The sequence below is a fragment of the Bacillus sp. GW821-FHT11D08 genome (assembly GCF_058808515.1).
Genome location: NZ_JBXARS010000005.1, coordinates 294640 through 308995, shown reverse-complemented (window position 1 = coordinate 308995; position 14356 = coordinate 294640). Strand labels below are relative to the sequence as shown.

The window sequence follows — 14356 nt, the reverse complement described above, 5'->3', positions numbered from 1 at the left end:
TGAATCACAGAACAAACCTTTAGAGACCGGGAGGCCGGGTGCGTTCCGGCCGGATTTAAAAATTATCTGAAATGGCTTTTTCTATCAGCTTTTTGCAGCGGTCAAGCTCTGTCTTCAGCTGTTTTTTGTAAAGCTTCGCAGCTTCATAGTCTTTAAATTGATAGAGAACGACTTCCTGGAGTTTGGCTCCCTCTTTTTTCACTTTTACTTGCTTTAAAATCCCGTCATCCAATAGTTCGTGAAGTGAACGGTACACCTCGGTATGATTTGGCTTAAAACCGATGGGTTTAAATTCCGAACGCAGCACCTCGAGAAGCTTCAGTCCGTAAAGCCGTTCCTGCTCTGTCATTGTAATCATGTAAAGCTTTAAAAAAGCTCTTTGTTTCACTAAAAAACCGGTTGAACTTCTTTTTTCTTCTTTCAATATGTGCACACCCTTCCTTCTAACAAATTATTCCATGTACTAAATATTCTCTTTATATCCCGTTTTCCCTTTTATTGTTCGGACAGTTTGGTTTGTATTGATTTGTTTTTTGGAGGCGGGGAAAAATAATTTTAGTGAACATTTGGTACATAGTTTATTTAGTTTAATTATAGCTGATATCGGTTTCTTTTTCACTCTTTTTTCTGCAAAAACGGATCTTTATGCCCATTTATTCGGGTTGCGGAAACCAAAAAAGACCCGTCACGAAGACAGGTCCCCTTTTGTTTAAGGATTAGTTGACCACAAACCGGCAGTTTTGATGAAAATGCGCGGATGTAATTTCAATTGAGCAACCATATATTCTGCAAGATCCTCAGGCTGCATGACTTTTTCCGGATTGCCGTCTGTCAGATTTAATTCAATAGACATGTCGCTGGCAACCGTGCTCGGAGTCATTGCGCTGACACGGATATTGTGTTTTCTGACTTCCTGCATGAGAGATTCAGTCAGACCGAGAACGGCAAATTTAGAAGCACTGTACGCACTTGTCGCCGCAGCGCCTCTTTGGCCTGCCGTAGAAGAAATATTAATGATATCTCCTGATTTTCTCTCAATCATTTCAGGAAGAACGGCGCGTGTCACGTGGTATACACCCATTACATTCACTTGAATGATGTCTTCCCACTCTTCAGGCGTAAGATCCAAAAATCCGCCGAATTTGCTGATTCCGGCATTGTTAATCAAGATGTCAACCTCACCGAGTTCTTCTTTAATAGAGGAGACGGCTTGTTCAACCTCTTTTTGGTTTTTCACATCGGCAGCAGCGAATGATGCCTTTACACCAAGGGCTTTCACTTCTTCCGCAACCTTTTCGACATTTGCTTCTGTACGGCCGATTAAACCGATATTGACTCCTTCTTTGGCTAAAGCGATAGCGGCGGCGCGGCCGATTCCTCTGCCCGCACCCGTGATAAGAGCCGTTTTGTTTTGTAAGCTTTCCACGTCTTTCACCCTTTCTGAATGTCCTTATGTACGATTTCACATTATAAGCAGAAAAAAAACAATTAGCAAATAAAATGATTCAACACGATCCGTAAAGGGTATCAACTGAAAAAAAGGAGTGAAAAGCAGATGATCATCATTTTGTATATCAGTGCTGCCGTTGCGGCTGCCGCATTCATTTATGCAGCCGTATCCGCCGTCCATTTTAAAAGAAACACAGCGCCTGATATAAAGAAGATTAACGCCGCGACAGCGTCCATGCAGACGTCCGTTGATGAAATCAAAACAGAAACCCGTTTGTTATCACAAAAGCAGAAAGAACTGCAGGAAGACTTTCTTACTAAAAAAACAGCCGTGCAAACGACGGCAGCCGAAGTTAAAGGAACGCCTCACGTGCTGAAAATGCTCTGGAACGCCGGTAAAAGCGGTTTATGAGCCTGCATGTCATCCGACGTTTTTGATGACACTAAGAGAAACTGGCGCGGATCCAAGGAGGCATAACATGATTTGCGATCGTGAGCGGCTTGCGCATTTTTTGCAGCAGCTTAAAGCACTATCTTCTTCGGGAGGGTTTACAAAATCGGATTTGCTGACTCCGGCTTTCCATTTAGCTAAGGACGGAGATCTGGATTTGTATTATTCGCCTCATAATGAATATATTAACCCTTATGCAGTCGTTGCCATTTCCGGAATCACACCCGGTTTTTTTCAAATGCAGCTGGCTTACAAAAAAGCGGCACAGCTTTTAAAAGATGGCGAAACTTTTGAAACGATAGCCTATGAAACAAAAAAAGCGGCCGGACTTTCCGGTTCAATGAGGCAGAACATCATCGAAATGCTTAATGAATGCGGTCTGCCGGCCGCGCTTCACGTTGAGGATTCATCCCGGTTATTTGATTCAAAACGGGAGCTTCTTCATACAACGTCCGTTATCAAACACCCTGTTTTTTATAAACAGAAAAACTATACGGGACATCGGCCGGCAATCAGCAGGTCAGCTCTTCTCAGCCGTTACGCGCTGACATGTTTTCCGGATGAAATAAAAATGATGAAAAAGGACATTCTGCTTATCCCTCTCGGCAAAGCAGCAGAATCAGCCTGCCGCATGCTGAAGAAGAACGGCAGAATGGGTCATGCGGTCATTCTGGAAGGCTTCCCGCATCCGTCCGGAGCAAACGGACATCGTTTCAAACAATTTCACGAAAACAAACAATCGTTACGTGAACAAATTCAGCGCTTTGCCGGGTTTCTTCAGCAGCTGTAAAAAAACGCCCCGAATTTTCGGGGCGCTGCTGTTAAGAAGCGTATTCAGGCAATGCTTTATTGTGTTTTGCCGTTTTCTCTTCAGGTATTTTGATTTGATTGGTCAAGATTGCACTTACGAAATAGAGCGCTGCGAAAATCCATACAACGCCTTGTGCGCCGACAAGTCCGATGAACGCCCAGGCAAGCGCAGGGCCGACAAATGCCGACAGGCCCGCAGCCAGATTTAACACAGACATGGCAGCACCTTTATCGCTGCCGGCCGCCGTCGGCACGATAGCCCCGATCGGAACGAACCCGGCGAGGAGCCCTCCCCATATAAAACCGACAATGCTGACGAAAAGCAAGTTCCCATGTGATACAACAGGAGCATAATATAATAAAAGAGTAAAAATGCCGCAGCCCACTCCCCCGAACCACATGACAGTCTTTTTCCAGCCGAAGGCATCGCCGACTGCGCCGAAGATTAAGTTAAAGACGATATTTCCGAGAAAGATCGTTCCCCAAATTTGAAGCCATACATTTGTAGAAATGCCGTGCTGCGCCATATGCATCGGAAGAAATACCGGAAATCCGTATGTACCGATGCTGTTAATGATCCGAATGATCCCCCCAGAGAGCACGCGCGGATTTTCAGCAAGGATGGTGATTCCCTTCATTAATTCCTGCGCCTTTTCCAGCTTATCTGCCTTTTTCTTTTCAAAGCGGTCCCTATTTAAAATCAAAGCAAAAAACGCGCCGAGGCAGACCCAAAAAATTGAACTCCACAGTGTATTCAAATAGCCGAAGGATTTGATGGCCCAGCTTGAATACCAAGCACCGAATACAAACATCCCGCAGCAATATGCAATCCAGAACCAGCCGACCGCCGTACTGAGCCTGTTTTTCGGCGACCGGTAAATCACCCATGTCAAAAAAGAATAGGCAAACAGCGGATAACCCAGCCCTTTAATAAAATACGTGACATACATCACCGGCAAATTAAGATTTTCAAATCCGTATGCGATAAATGCGGCTGTTCCGATAACGTAAAACAACAGCCCCATAAACATCGTCCGCTTTGCGCCGAAGGCTTCGAGGCAGACCCCTGAAAACCAAGACGCCACAGCGAGAGAAATACCGTAAACTGTAAACAAGGATGCTGATTGCTGTACCGTCAAGCCGTTTTCAACTAAAAACGGGCTGAGCCATCCTTGTTCAAGGCCGTCCCCCATCATAAACAGCACGACTCCCAAAAATCCCCATGCGAGCTGTTTTGGAATTCCTATTTTATTAAGCATTTTTGTTCCTCCTCAGCAATCTTTCATGTTGTCATCTCATCCCCAAGTCAGGCTTTCACCGCCGGCTGAAAATGAGTAAATAATTTTTGCGTATGTTTCCATTCTTCATATAGGAAGAGATCCGTCTGATCCGCTTCCGGCTCAATTACCTTTGTGCGGCTCGAAAGCTCTGCTTTCACACCGAGAGCTTCGTTGCAAATCATCGCCGCTCCCATTGCGGATGCCTGGCTGAACCCCTCTCTCTTATAGATTTTCTTTTGGAGAAGGTTAGCAAGAAACTGCGTCAAAGCATCACTTTGGAAACCGCCGCCGCACACCTTCACATCATCTTGTGAAAAGGAAGCCACCTCTGTTAACGCCTCATAGTTCCATTTGATTGAAAAAGCGATTTCCAGCAGTGCGGCTTTGACAAAATGGGCTCTGCTTAAGTTTTGGGACAGCGGAGCGTCAAAAATAAATCCGCCTTTTGCCAGTGCGTTTTTCTCAGGCGATAAATAGGAGCCTAACGCAGAAATACAAGCATGATCATGTTTCGGCAGACTTGCGATTTCCCGTTCCATAACGCCGTAGGATTCATTCGGATAAAAAATGGATTTTAATTTTTGATAATTGAGTCCTGTTACACCCGGATTCGTTTCAAGAAGCCATTGACCTTCTTCTGTATGGCAATTCAGCCATGCATTCTCTAAACTTTCGGTTCCGGTCTCCGCTGTTATCTTTGTAATCGGCGTCGTCGTGCCGGATACGATGACGATATCTCCCGGCTTTGCATCTGCACTTTTGATGGCAAGCTGTGTGTCTCCCCCGCCTGCAATCACAGGCACTCTTTCAGAAAGGCCGAGAACCGCCGCTTTCTTAAACGTTAACATTCCGACAACCGTCCCAGATCGGACGAGTGAAGGAAGAATGGCAGAAGGCACACCGAAGATGTTGCATAATTTCTCTGACCACGCCTTTTTCCTTACGTCAAACAGCAGTGTTTCAGCAGCCTGTGACGGTTCATAGCTTAAAATACCGCTCAGCTCAAATGTCACCCAGTCACTGATGCTTGTGATGTACTTCACTTCTTTCCATAAAGACGGCTGTCTAGCTTTTAATCCGACAAGTTTCATGGCGGAAAATAAAGCGCTCGGAAGACGTCCGGTTTGCTGATGCACTTCTTCTATTGCCTCAATCCCGTCTTCCCATTCACGCCCTCTGTTATCAATGTTGGGCAGACCGAGAAATGCCTTTTTACCTTTATTGATCAGAACAATTCCCTGCCTCTGGCTTGTGGAGGTGATTCCGATTAATGTAATATGTGGGCTTTTGGCAATAACCTTCCTTGCCATAGCGCTGATTTGCGTCCATAATCTTTCCGGTGAGAAATATCGTCCGTCCGGATAAAGCGGATCCGTCACATATTCAATGTCTTCCCTTTCAAGCGCGGTCACTTCGCCGCCGGCAGTCACGACCGCGACTCGCGCATTCCCCGTCCCGATGTCAAATACAAGGTAGCCTTTTTGTTCAGCCATTACAGCCTCCTCCTTCCGTTTCAAGTTCTCTTTTGTTATAAAGTTCACGTATTGAGCAGGTTTGATCTTGTTTCCATTTGAAAAGCGCTTCATTTAAAATCTTCACATGATGATCTTCCACTTCAAATGTTGCGCCCGCTAAATGGGGAGTCGCTAATACATTAGGCAAAGAGATCAATTCATAATCAGAAGATTCTGGCGGTTCGTGATAAAACACGTCAAGGATCGCTCCCTTAATCCGCCGTTCTTTCAGCACCCGCAGCAGCTCTTCCCTGTCTGTAACCACCGCTCTTGACGTATTGACAAAAACAGCTTCCTGTTTCATCAATTGAAAGTGCCGGGCGCCGATAAGGCCGATGGTTTCTTCTGTACGCGGCAAGTGAACGGAAACAATATCACTTTCAGAAAATACCCGTTCAATCGTCGTTTTTTCATACTCCCGGTTTTCATGACGGACAAATGGATCATAGTAAAGCACCTTGCAGTCAAAAGCGGCCAATAGCCGGGCGATTCTCTGTCCGACGGCTCCGAAACCGATAAGGCCGACTGTTTTCCCCGTCAGCTCATTTCCTCTGAATTTGACGTAAGCCTGCAAATAATCACCATTCCACTTCCCGTCTTTCAGCCACTGATGGGAAGAATACGTATGACGCAAAAATGAAATCACATTTCCGATAAACATTTCAGCAACAGCCTGGGCATTGCGGGCCGGTGTAAAGAAAACGGGGATTTTTCTTTTAGTCGCCGCCGCAATATTCACGTTAGACGGCATTCCTCTGCAGACACCGATAAAAGCGGAATCAGGCAATATGTCAATAACACGCTCAGACACCTCATCAAGTTCAGTGATAAGCCCCGACGCGTTTGTCTCTTGAATCATTCGGATCAATTCATCTTCCCGATAGGCCCGGCCGTGCTTCTTCCACGGCCGGTGCACAGTCCGGCCGAACAGCTCAGTCAGCTCCTTCAGCCCCTCGTCGTGATATGGTGCGGTAATTAAAACCGTCATGGTGCAAAACATCCTTTTCACATAAATTTTTTCATAAAAAAATCTCTTTCCCCAAAGAAGGAAAGAGATTCATATACCGTCTTTATGCGCTTGAAGCGCACAAATATGTATAGATCATTCTTTCCTATCTTTCAAGCATACGCTTGCTGGAATTGGCACAATAAATGTTGCCGAGGTTTCGTAGGGCCAGTCCCTCCACCTCTCTGGATAGAAAATAAAATGATGAAATTGTCAGGCTGTTTAAAAGAATAAACTCATCATAGAAAAGTCTTTCCGTGATGTCAACACTTTTTTTCTGAATTGACGTTCGATTTTGAAATGTTATAATGCTTACAATATAAACAAAGAGGAGAAATGGGCTATGAATTCTGCTGCAAAACAGCCGAACGGGGTCTTTAAGTCGGTATGCTCACTAGACTGTCCCGATCAATGCGGCTTGCTTGTGACAAAAAAAGACGGAAAAATCGTTAACATTCAGGGAGACCCCGATCACCCGGTCACATCAGGGAATATTTGCAACAAAGTCAGACACATGGCTGAGCGTATTTATGATGAGAAACGCATAACCGTTCCGTTAAAACGGATCGGTAAAAAAGGTGAAGCCGCGTTTACGCCTATTTCCTGGGAGGAAGCGATCAATACGATCAGTGCGCGCTGGAAAGAGCTTATTGCCGAAGAAGGAGCGGAAAGCATTCTTCCGTACAGCTTTTACGGCAATATGGGAAAACTGGCGGCAGAGGGAATGGACCGCCGTTTTTTCCATCGTCTCGGAGCGAGTCATCTCGAACGGACGATCTGCAGCAAAGCCGGATCTGAAGGCTATAACTATACAATGGGTGAAGGAGCGGGTACTGATCCGGAAGAGACCATACATGCAAAGCTCTTTATTTTTTGGGGAATCAATGCCGTCAGCACGAATATGCACCAAGTCATGATTGCCCAAAAAGCCCGGAAAAAAGGGGCTAAAATTGTCGTTATCGATGTACATAAGAACCAAACCGGCCGGCTTGCCGATTGGTTTATTCCCATTCGCCCCGGCACAGATGCCGCACTCGCCCTCGGTATCATGCATGTCTTATTCGACGAAAACCTTCACGATGAAGCATTTCTCACAGAATACACCGAAGGCAGTGACGAATTAAAAGCGCATGTTAAACACTATGATCCGGAAACGGTTTCTGCTATTACAGGCGTTAAAGCCGACGATATCAGACGCCTTGCGAGAATGTACGGGGAAACCTCCCCTTCCCTTATCAGGATCGGAAACGGCATTCAGCACCATGACAATGGCGGAATGATCGTCCGCACCGTTGCCTGCCTTCCGGCTGTTACAGGACAGTGGCTCAACACCGGAGGAGGCGCAATCAAGCACAACAGCGCGGTATTAAACTATAACAGACAAGCGCTCCAGCGGCCTGATCTGCTTTACGGCAGGAAGCCACGATCATTTAATATGAACAGGCTCGGAAGCGTTCTTTTAGAAACAAAACCGCCCGTGCGCTCCCTGTTTATTTACGGTACGAATCCCGCAGTGGTTGCGCCGGAAGCGAATAAAGTCAGAAAAGGCCTGCTGCGGGAGGATTTATTTACAGTCGTTCACGATCTGTTTTTAACGGAAACCGCCAAATACGCGGATATCGTGCTCCCTGCTGCATCCGCTTTGGAAAACACGGATTTTTACACGTCTTACTGGCATCATTTTATTCAGCTGCAAAAACTGGTGATCGAACCCTACGGGGACAGCAAATCGAATACGGAAGTGTTCCGTTTGCTTGCCGGAGCAATGGGATTTACCGAGCAGGAGCTTCAGGATTCCGATGAAGAATTGATCAGACAGGCGCTGGACTTTCCCGACAATCCGTATATCGAGGATATTGATTACGAATCGCTCTCACGCCATTCCTTCATGAGAGCCAAACGGAAAAAACCGCTTTTTCCGGGTAAGCTCAAAACACCGAGCGGAAAAATTGAATTATATTCTGAAAAGATGAAACAGGACGGTTATCCGGCGCTGCCGACGCACATCCCTCTTGAGAGCGATGGCGATTTTCCGCTTTTATTTGTCCCGGGACCGAATCATAATTTTTTAAATTCGACATTTTCGAATAATGAAAAACACGTAAAACTGGAAAAAGCGCCAAAGCTTTTTATTCATACAGAAGATGCTGTACGCCGGAACATAGAAGACGGGGAAACCGTTAGAGTTTGGAATCACCGCGGAGAGTGTGAATTGACAGTTTCGGTCGGCGAACAGGTGCTTCCCGGCGTTGCAGTCAGCCAAGGTCTTTGGGCCGATATGGATGATAAAAAACAGCTCGTCAATTCGCTCACGCCCGATCGGCTGGCGGATATGGGCGGAGGCGCTGTTTTCTTCTCCGGAAAGGTGCAGGTGGAAAAGCTCAGCAATCAAAACCGTCCGCAATAAACGCCGGGCGGTTTTGATGAAGGCTGAATCCTTTCGGCCGGCTTCACCGTATAAAAAGTGATAACGTTTATTGGAGGTTTGCTGTATGGATATCATACCGGCATCGGAATCACTTTAGCCGGATATTTCATCGGAGACGGATTGAAAAACTTTAAATCACCTGATCCTCATGAAGACACTGACCACATTCTCATTAATGGGAGTAACCAAGGAAGAAGCGAAACAAATCGTGCCCGACACCTCTGACATTCCGCATATCACGAGAAACGGAAAGCGGTATGTACAGAAAACTGCATTAAGAGAATGGCTGACTTCCATGCTGGAAAAAGAATAACAGCTGCCATGAAAAGCGGGAAGAGTTTGTCTCTTCCCGTTTATTAAGATTCGCCGCCCTGCCTCTCTTCAACCCCAAACATACGACAGATATCATTCTTACGTAACGAAACATCCCCTTCTTTAGATTTCAAATAAAACCCTTTCTTATATAACCGTATGACTTCCTCATATGTAAGCTCATGACGAAGGAGCGCCATTAAACGCCCGTCTTTTTCATCTTGTTTATTGAACCATTCATACTGTTCTGACCAGTTCACTTTCTGCATGTCAAACACCTTCTCACTTTGTATTAATGCCTTTTCGCATTCTTTTACTTATTACCCCTTCTGTAAACACTCCGACTGCCTGTGACATTTTTGAAAACAGCCGTAACCCCTCCAATTAGTCACCATGTTGACTTGTTCCCCATTTCGTTGTATATTATAATTGTCAACATGGTGACAATTAAGATAGGAGATACCTTATGGATATTAATTTATTAATGAAGGAACTGCATGTTATGCAACAAAGTTACGCATCATTATTTTCGGTTGTCAATAAAGTGCAGGCTCGGGGGGACGAATACTTAGAAATGTTGACTTCCCGACAGCACATGACTCTTATTGCTATTGCCCATTTACCGACGGAAGATACCACACTTATGAATATCGCTAAAAAGCTGGGCACAACAAAACAAACCGCTAACAAATTAATTTCAAGCCTCGCGAAAAAAGGATATGTTCACACTGTGCCAAGCAAACTGGATAAACGTGCAATCAATATTGAGATTACCGCTGAAGGAAAAAAAGCGTTAATTTCCTGTTCAGAAAAATCCACCTATTTTTTAGCGGATATGTTTCATGACTTCACTACTGATGAAATTGAAACATTCTGGAGGCTATTGCAAAAACTTTATCGTTTTGATGGTGAAGAACAGGATGGTTTTGAAGAAAAAGCACATTTGAAAGTTGAAGATCAGGCACAATTCATCTCAGATGACTATGAAGAAAAAATCATGGCTGAATTTTCAAAACGGCGATATGGGAGTGCAGACGATGAATAATATGCTTTATCGAAAAGTAAAAGAAACAGAGGATAAGATGAAGGAAAAATGCTATGAGCTGAAAGATAAAATTGATCAATTTATTTCTCATGCCAAATATAAAATTCATTGCAAACATAAACTGGACCGAGCCGGCAATTATATATCAATTGCCATTGGACTCTTTATCCTAACTGCCTCATGGCTGACCGCAACACAATGGCTGCTTTGGATAGGCGCGGCGAGTATTTTGAGTAATGCCTGTTTGCTCATTATAAAGCCTGTTAAAAATTGAAAATCTGAAAAAGGCTCTCTAATAGAGAGCTTTCTTTTATTAATCGTCCCAGTCTTCATCTTCTTCCCAGTTTTCTTTCATCTCATGAAGTCTTTCATAAAAGAACTTTATAAAATGGGCAGAATTAAGTTCTTTATAGCCACCGAATTCACTCCAAATAACAACTGGACATTCTCCTTCACTGTTGATTTTATTGGTATCTAAACAATACCCAAAAAAATCAACATGTTCTATGACTACTAAGCCACTTGGCAATCCCCTATATTCATGATATTCCCTGGTTGTTTCTACAACTGAAGCACCGCCAAAATCATAGCCTAATAAATCGATTCCATAAACCCCGCCAGAACCATAGTTTCTAAGAAACCATTTGTAGCTATCCGGCAGCGTGACTTGAAGATCTTGCTCAATTTTTAAAATTTCATCTTCTCCAATCCCACCCGTAAAATCTTTTTCTTTTGCATTATCAGCTATGAATTCTGTTACTTTCAAATAAAAATCCATGGTTTATAACCCCTTATTCTTTCTCATATTGTTTTGCTCTCCACTTCCAATACCTTGTCTTAAAGTTATTGTACTGTTTCTCCAGGTAAACATCATTCCGGAAGCTTTCTCCATTACCTTTAAGGCCATGTATTACGTCGCTATACTTTGTATGTAAACTATTAGGTATCTCAAGCAACGGTCCACTTTCTTCTTGTATGAGGTGATGTAAGTTAATCTGTGTTCCGTCTTTAGCATAAGGAGACTTACCATCTTTCATTAATTCCAGGTTGGTTTTTCCTTTTGGAGTTTTTTGATTAATATCAATGTCCTTTAAGGTATAGACTCTACGGCTTACATCTCTAATTTGTCCTTTAACTTTTACTTTGCCGTCTATTTCAACAGCACCATACTTTTCTTTATTTAACCAAGGAAGGTTTATTTCTTGACCAGTAAACGGCTTTCTCGTTCCATCCGGGATTTTCTTTGCATTGGTCAAAAGTTCATTTTTAAGTTTTTGGCTGTCAACCACATTGTATGGTACGTCACCCGACAGAGCAAGATCATATTTAGAGTTATAAGGAAGGAGTTCTGGAAGTTTAACGTCTTTAATTTTCTTCCCTGCCTGCCCTGCCTTGTTTATGACTTTCCCCGCCGCATCAGCTTTGTTAACGGCTCCTGCGCCTTTCGTTCCGACGACAGCCACAGCCACTGAACCGACCGCGTATGTCACCCATCTTGATCTGGAGTAAGCATCTCCGTTCACCATATCTTTTTGATATGATTCCTCAATTGCTGCTGAAACAGCATCATATGTTTTAACTGGATGAAGTACTGCATTACCCAGTGCTGACAAGGTTTCTCCCGGATCGGTTATGAAGTCCCATAAACCGGTTACCGTGTCTTTCCCGACATCATATAAACCAACGCCAGCTCCTTTTAAAATATCCCAAGTCACTTCTCCGACTTCTTCAAGCTGTTTTGCTTGTTCAAGCTGAATGACATATTGCTGCTGGGAAGGTTCAAGGTTTTCATAGCCGATCTTCTTCGCAATTTCCAAGTATTCATCCGGATCGGTCACACCGTCAGCGAGCTTTTTCTTCAGATCCTTGATTTCCCGCTCTTTTGCTTCTTCCTTCTTAAACGTTAAATATGTGTCTGAATGTCTTGCAATCTCGCCTTTTTTCTTATGTATGTCACTTTCCCTGTACGCCTTGGCGTTATAGTGAAGCGGAGTGGCGTTTTTTCCTTTGCCCGTGGCATTTTGGAGCTGCTGAAAGTCGGCCTGGATGAACTGTTCGTTCGCTTCTGTTTCGGCGTATTCTTTTGTTAGATCGTGATCAAGCTTGCCGAGCCTATTTACGGTATCGTCCCGTTTTTTGTCTGCTGATTCCAGATTTTGATCGACATCTTCTGTAGAGAAAACATCAAGATGAATGATATCGCTGATTTCATTTATGATGTCCTTGAGTTCATTGCGCTGCTCCTGCATGATGACTTGTGATTTATTCTTCGCATGAATCAGCTCGTGTTCTAAAAATGACTCTTCCACAAACGAATCGGCCAATCCGGCATCAGATACTTTTCCAGAAATACTGTTAAGAAACGCAATCTTCATATCGATCAGATCAAGCCAGCTGTCTGTGACACCGGCGTGATCTTGAAAGAATGCTTTAATGTTGTCTGCGCCTTTGCCTGAAAACTCACTGTCGTCTAAGTCAGCCATTCCCTGATAGGCTTTCCTGAGAGTGATAAATTGTTCTCTAATCTGATCGTATTGTTTTGCCCGCTTTTCTGCGGCTGAAATGAACGAGGCTGCTTCAAATACTTTCATTTACGGCTCCTTTCTGCTTCTTTCTGTCTAAATTTTACCATAGGATATAAGATTAGATGAATCTCTTGCATTTGTCGAACTGCTTTATTCAAGATCATAAAATTTCAAATGAAACCTTACACGAAGGAATCTGGGATCGGTAAAACAAAGCCAGATATAACATATATTAAAAAATCTCTTGCATTTCCACACCCGGCATGCTATATTGATATAGCGATGAGCTGAATTGTGTAAGCCGATGCACATGCCCTTGCGGCACACACGAATGTGGCGTGTGGTGTATCGCCTCAATACGCAAAAGACGTTTGCTTCTGCAAACGTCTTTTTTTATTATCCGATTTTCGTTCCGTTCGGTACTGTCTGCTCTGGCGTAAGCAGGACAACGTCTCCTTTTTCCGGGATGCCGCCGAGAACGAGAACTTCTGACTTAAATCCGGCGATCCGCCGCGGCGGAAAGTTGACAATAGCTGTAACCTGTCTGCCCATCAGATCACCCGGTTCGTACCGTTTTGTAATCTGGGCGCTTGATTGTTTCATGCCGATCTCTTCGCCGAAATCTATTGTCATCTTAATGGCCGGCACCTTTGCTTCCGGGAATACTTCCGCTTTTACGACCGTTCCTATTCTAAGATCAAGCTTGATAAAATCTTCGATGACTGCCATATCAAAAACTCCTTTTTTACAATCATGATACCAAAAAAAGAAGCAGTTTATTTAACCGATTTTCAGGATTATTTATCAGATTGAAAGGTGTTTCGGAAGACGCGCGGCGTTATTCCCTTATGTCTGACAAACCATCTGGTAAAGGAAGACAAATTTTGAAAGCCGACCTCCTGACTGATGTCTGTCAGCCGGCATTTTGTTTCAATAAGCATTTGTTCCGCTTTCTTCATACGGAGCTCAGCAATATAAGCTTGCGGGCTTTTCCCCGTCTGCTTTTTAAACCAGTCGGAATAATACGCCGGGTGGTAATGTTCCATTGCGGCAAGCTCTTTAATTGTAAAAGTCTTTGATAGATTTCGGCGGATATACGCAATTGAATCATTCGTACGGTTTACTTGTATCTTTTCAGCAATATATTCTGCAAGCAGACTCAATGAATGAGCCGACTGCTGCTTTGTCTCTTCTGTCAGCAGAAACCGAATCGATGTCCAAAAAGGATCAAGCTTATTCAGAACGCCGGGGGCAAATGAACCTTTGAAAAAATATGCCGGTATGTCGAGAACGAGACATTCATTTCGCTCCAAAGAACGGAACCGATGTTCATGCCCGGGCGGAATATACAGCATTTGATCAGGTTTTAATCTGATTTTACGTCTTTCTGTCTCCAGGTCCAGCTGTCCTTCGAGCGGAAAGAGCATTTGGCAGTATGTGTGTGCATGAGAATCAAAAATATGTGAATAGGTGCGCCGCTCACAAATGATATGTTGTAATGAATCCATTTGTCACTCCTTTTTACATGATGCGTCT

General features: G+C 44.0%; 15 protein-coding genes, 1 pseudogene and 1 riboswitch. Of the genes and pseudogenes, 6 read left to right on the top strand and 10 right to left on the bottom strand.

Features of this window, described 5'->3' with window-relative positions:
* Nucleotides 1-55 precede the first annotated feature (55 nt).
* The gene (gene rtp / locus AC1RRX_RS12880) at nucleotides 56-424 is read right to left on the bottom strand and encodes a replication termination protein (RefSeq protein WP_003153833.1); all 369 of its coding nucleotides are present in this window, start codon (nucleotides 422-424) and stop codon (nucleotides 56-58) included.
* Between the two features lie 285 nt (nucleotides 425-709).
* Nucleotides 710-1426: a 3-ketoacyl-ACP reductase gene (locus AC1RRX_RS12875; RefSeq protein ID WP_015417604.1), complete on the bottom strand. Its 717-nt coding sequence runs from the start codon at nucleotides 1424-1426 to the stop codon at nucleotides 710-712.
* A 129-nt stretch (nucleotides 1427-1555) separates the two neighbouring features.
* Here AC1RRX_RS12875 and AC1RRX_RS12870 point away from each other — a divergent pair, with 129 nt between their 5' ends.
* Both AC1RRX_RS12870 and AC1RRX_RS12865 read left to right on the top strand, forming a co-directional pair.
* A complete protein-coding gene (locus AC1RRX_RS12870; RefSeq protein ID WP_144464395.1) occupies nucleotides 1556-1861 on the top strand; it encodes a DUF948 domain-containing protein in 306 nt (101 codons plus the stop codon).
* Nucleotides 1862-1928: 67 nt separating this feature from the next.
* Nucleotides 1929-2690 (top strand): hypothetical protein, encoded by a 762-nt coding sequence (locus tag AC1RRX_RS12865; protein WP_144464397.1) that lies wholly within the window; start codon nucleotides 1929-1931, stop codon nucleotides 2688-2690.
* Between the two features lie 31 nt (nucleotides 2691-2721).
* On the opposite strand, the gene AC1RRX_RS12860 is transcribed toward AC1RRX_RS12865, so the two are convergent.
* From AC1RRX_RS12860 to AC1RRX_RS12850, 3 genes are read right to left on the bottom strand one after another with little or no spacing between them, the layout of a single operon-like run.
* On the bottom strand, nucleotides 2722-3969 hold the full coding sequence (locus AC1RRX_RS12860) for an RbtT/DalT/CsbX family MFS transporter (RefSeq protein ID WP_020955920.1): 1248 nt from the start codon (nucleotides 3967-3969) through the stop codon (nucleotides 2722-2724).
* A 47-nt stretch (nucleotides 3970-4016) separates the two neighbouring features.
* A complete protein-coding gene (locus AC1RRX_RS12855; RefSeq protein WP_144464399.1) occupies nucleotides 4017-5483 on the bottom strand; it encodes an FGGY-family carbohydrate kinase in 1467 nt (488 codons plus the stop codon).
* Complete coding sequence (locus tag AC1RRX_RS12850) at nucleotides 5476-6492, bottom strand: 2-hydroxyacid dehydrogenase (RefSeq protein WP_042635260.1); 1017 nt, start codon at nucleotides 6490-6492, stop codon at nucleotides 5476-5478. Before AC1RRX_RS12850 ends, AC1RRX_RS12855 begins: the two co-directional genes overlap by 8 nt.
* A gap of 121 nt (nucleotides 6493-6613) precedes the next feature.
* Nucleotides 6614-6706, bottom strand: a riboswitch (SAM riboswitch).
* 147 nt (nucleotides 6707-6853) lie between these two features.
* Here AC1RRX_RS12850 and AC1RRX_RS12845 point away from each other — a divergent pair.
* Together AC1RRX_RS12845 and AC1RRX_RS12840 are read left to right on the top strand one after the other, a co-directional pair.
* A complete protein-coding gene (locus tag AC1RRX_RS12845; protein WP_144464401.1) occupies nucleotides 6854-8917 on the top strand; it encodes a molybdopterin oxidoreductase family protein in 2064 nt (687 codons plus the stop codon).
* An 81-nt stretch (nucleotides 8918-8998) separates the two neighbouring features.
* Nucleotides 8999-9251 (top strand): annotated as a pseudogene (locus AC1RRX_RS12840) (hypothetical protein).
* A 43-nt stretch (nucleotides 9252-9294) separates the two neighbouring features.
* On the opposite strand, the gene AC1RRX_RS12835 reads toward AC1RRX_RS12840, so the two are convergent.
* Complete coding sequence (locus AC1RRX_RS12835; protein ID WP_015417608.1) at nucleotides 9295-9519, bottom strand: hypothetical protein; 225 nt, start codon at nucleotides 9517-9519, stop codon at nucleotides 9295-9297.
* A 197-nt stretch (nucleotides 9520-9716) separates the two neighbouring features.
* Between AC1RRX_RS12835 and AC1RRX_RS12830 the strand changes: the two genes are divergently transcribed.
* Together AC1RRX_RS12830 and AC1RRX_RS12825 are read left to right on the top strand one after the other, a co-directional pair.
* Nucleotides 9717-10295: a MarR family winged helix-turn-helix transcriptional regulator gene (locus AC1RRX_RS12830; protein ID WP_032869940.1), complete on the top strand. Its 579-nt coding sequence runs from the start codon at nucleotides 9717-9719 to the stop codon at nucleotides 10293-10295.
* The gene (locus tag AC1RRX_RS12825) at nucleotides 10288-10569 is read left to right on the top strand and encodes a hypothetical protein (protein ID WP_012117731.1); all 282 of its coding nucleotides are present in this window, start codon (nucleotides 10288-10290) and stop codon (nucleotides 10567-10569) included. Before AC1RRX_RS12830 ends, AC1RRX_RS12825 begins: the two co-directional genes overlap by 8 nt.
* 39 nt (nucleotides 10570-10608) lie before the next feature.
* Here the strand turns inward: AC1RRX_RS12825 and AC1RRX_RS12820 are convergent, their stop codons facing one another.
* The 4 genes from AC1RRX_RS12820 to AC1RRX_RS12805 all read right to left on the bottom strand — a co-directional run bounded on the left by AC1RRX_RS12820 (nucleotide 10609) and on the right by AC1RRX_RS12805 (nucleotide 14328).
* A complete protein-coding gene (locus tag AC1RRX_RS12820) occupies nucleotides 10609-11073 on the bottom strand; it encodes an SMI1/KNR4 family protein (protein WP_032869945.1) in 465 nt (154 codons plus the stop codon).
* Between the two features lie 13 nt (nucleotides 11074-11086).
* Complete coding sequence (locus AC1RRX_RS12815) at nucleotides 11087-12886, bottom strand: T7SS effector LXG polymorphic toxin (RefSeq protein WP_144464403.1); 1800 nt, start codon at nucleotides 12884-12886, stop codon at nucleotides 11087-11089.
* 330 nt (nucleotides 12887-13216) lie between these two features.
* Nucleotides 13217-13549 (bottom strand): chaperone CsaA, encoded by a 333-nt coding sequence (gene csaA / locus AC1RRX_RS12810; RefSeq protein ID WP_007407998.1) that lies wholly within the window; start codon nucleotides 13547-13549, stop codon nucleotides 13217-13219.
* A gap of 68 nt (nucleotides 13550-13617) precedes the next feature.
* Nucleotides 13618-14328, bottom strand: coding sequence for an AraC family transcriptional regulator (locus tag AC1RRX_RS12805; protein WP_061046692.1), 711 nt, complete (start codon nucleotides 14326-14328; stop codon nucleotides 13618-13620).
* Nucleotides 14329-14356: the final 28 nt, after the last annotated feature.

Excerpts from the sequence above, each read along its gene's own strand:
- AC1RRX_RS12870 (WP_144464395.1), top strand. The coding sequence starts at position 1,556 with ATGATCATCATTTTGTATATCAGTGCTGCCGTTGCGGCTGCCGCATTC.
- AC1RRX_RS12865 (WP_144464397.1), top strand. The coding sequence starts at position 1,929 with ATGATTTGCGATCGTGAGCGGCTTGCGCATTTTTTGCAGCAGCTTAAA.
- AC1RRX_RS12860 (WP_020955920.1), bottom strand. The coding sequence starts at position 3,969 with ATGCTTAATAAAATAGGAATTCCAAAACAGCTCGCATGGGGATTTTTG.
- AC1RRX_RS12855 (WP_144464399.1), bottom strand. The coding sequence starts at position 5,483 with ATGGCTGAACAAAAAGGCTACCTTGTATTTGACATCGGGACGGGGAAT.
- AC1RRX_RS12850 (WP_042635260.1), bottom strand. The coding sequence starts at position 6,492 with ATGACGGTTTTAATTACCGCACCATATCACGACGAGGGGCTGAAGGAG.
- AC1RRX_RS12845 (WP_144464401.1), top strand. The coding sequence starts at position 6,854 with ATGAATTCTGCTGCAAAACAGCCGAACGGGGTCTTTAAGTCGGTATGC.
- AC1RRX_RS12835 (WP_015417608.1), bottom strand. The coding sequence starts at position 9,519 with ATGCAGAAAGTGAACTGGTCAGAACAGTATGAATGGTTCAATAAACAA.
- AC1RRX_RS12830 (WP_032869940.1), top strand. The coding sequence starts at position 9,717 with ATGGATATTAATTTATTAATGAAGGAACTGCATGTTATGCAACAAAGT.
- AC1RRX_RS12825 (WP_012117731.1), top strand. The coding sequence starts at position 10,288 with ATGAATAATATGCTTTATCGAAAAGTAAAAGAAACAGAGGATAAGATG.
- AC1RRX_RS12820 (WP_032869945.1), bottom strand. The coding sequence starts at position 11,073 with ATGGATTTTTATTTGAAAGTAACAGAATTCATAGCTGATAATGCAAAA.
- AC1RRX_RS12815 (WP_144464403.1), bottom strand. The coding sequence starts at position 12,886 with ATGAAAGTATTTGAAGCAGCCTCGTTCATTTCAGCCGCAGAAAAGCGG.
- csaA (WP_007407998.1), bottom strand. The coding sequence starts at position 13,549 with ATGGCAGTCATCGAAGATTTTATCAAGCTTGATCTTAGAATAGGAACG.
- AC1RRX_RS12805 (WP_061046692.1), bottom strand. The coding sequence starts at position 14,328 with ATGGATTCATTACAACATATCATTTGTGAGCGGCGCACCTATTCACAT.